Raw genomic sequence first — 276 nt, 5'->3', positions numbered from 1 at the left:
ACATCGGAAGCGTGTGCAGCAACACATCGGAATCAGTCGCACGAAGGTGGTACATGGTATTCAGCATGTTGAAATAGAGGGAGCGATGGGTATGAATCACTCCTTTTGGTTTTCCTGTCGTGCCGCTTGTGTACAGGACCGTGGCGTGATCGGTTTCTTCCACCGCTACGATTCGCGGGCTGTCGCTTTCGGCGGACAGTACGGAGCAATAGGAAAGCCACCCCGCTTTTTCCTCTTCCTGTCCGGGAGCCGGCATGCGGACATAGGCGATTACGG

Annotated in this window: 1 protein-coding gene; it reads right to left on the bottom strand. The window is 55.1% G+C overall.

Annotation, left to right across the window (positions count from 1 at the left end):
* The coding region (locus MXD62_RS08565; protein ID WP_248828855.1) for an AMP-binding protein at positions 1 to 276 on the bottom strand (276 nt) is incomplete at both ends.

The sequence above is a fragment of the Frankia sp. Mgl5 genome, assembly GCF_023242985.1.
GTDB lineage: Bacteria > Actinomycetota > Actinomycetes > Frankiales > Frankiaceae > Parafrankia > Parafrankia soli.
The sequence above is the reverse complement of the archived record's forward strand: the minus strand, read 5'-3'. Positions and strand labels throughout refer to the sequence as shown.